Genomic DNA, 362 nt, shown 5'->3' with positions numbered 1-362 from the left:
ATGGCCTGCTTGATCCACCCGAACACCGGCTCGGGGATCACCTTGCGCCGCCGATAGTGCGCCTGCCCTTGGTCCGTGGACAGCCGCTCGGCCATGCGCTGGGTCGCCGGATGCTTGGCCGGGTCGATCTTGCGGACCTTGCCGCCCTCGCGCCCAAGGGCCACGCAGGCCGGGGCCTGCAACGCTTCCAGCGCCGCGAAGTTGGCCTCGCTGGCATAGCCGCTGTCGGCCAAGGTCATCTGCGGCAGGGCTCCGGTGTTCTTCTGCGTGGCCTCCACCATCGGCACCAGGTAATGGCTGTCGGTACCCGCATCGATCACCTCGGTGGCCACGATCAGCCCACTCTCGTCCACCGCCGCCTG

At 68.8% G+C, this 362-nt stretch carries 1 protein-coding gene; it reads right to left on the bottom strand.

The window, feature by feature from the left end; translation table 11 throughout:
- The coding region (locus ACH65_RS17930) for a transposase (protein ID WP_049624005.1) at positions 1-362 on the bottom strand (362 nt) is incomplete at both ends.

It is taken from the genome of Frateuria defendens, assembly GCF_001182895.1.
GTDB lineage: Bacteria > Pseudomonadota > Gammaproteobacteria > Xanthomonadales > Rhodanobacteraceae > Frateuria_B > Frateuria_B defendens.
Note: the sequence above shows the minus strand (reverse complement) of the source record. Positions and strands in the feature narration are given on the sequence as shown.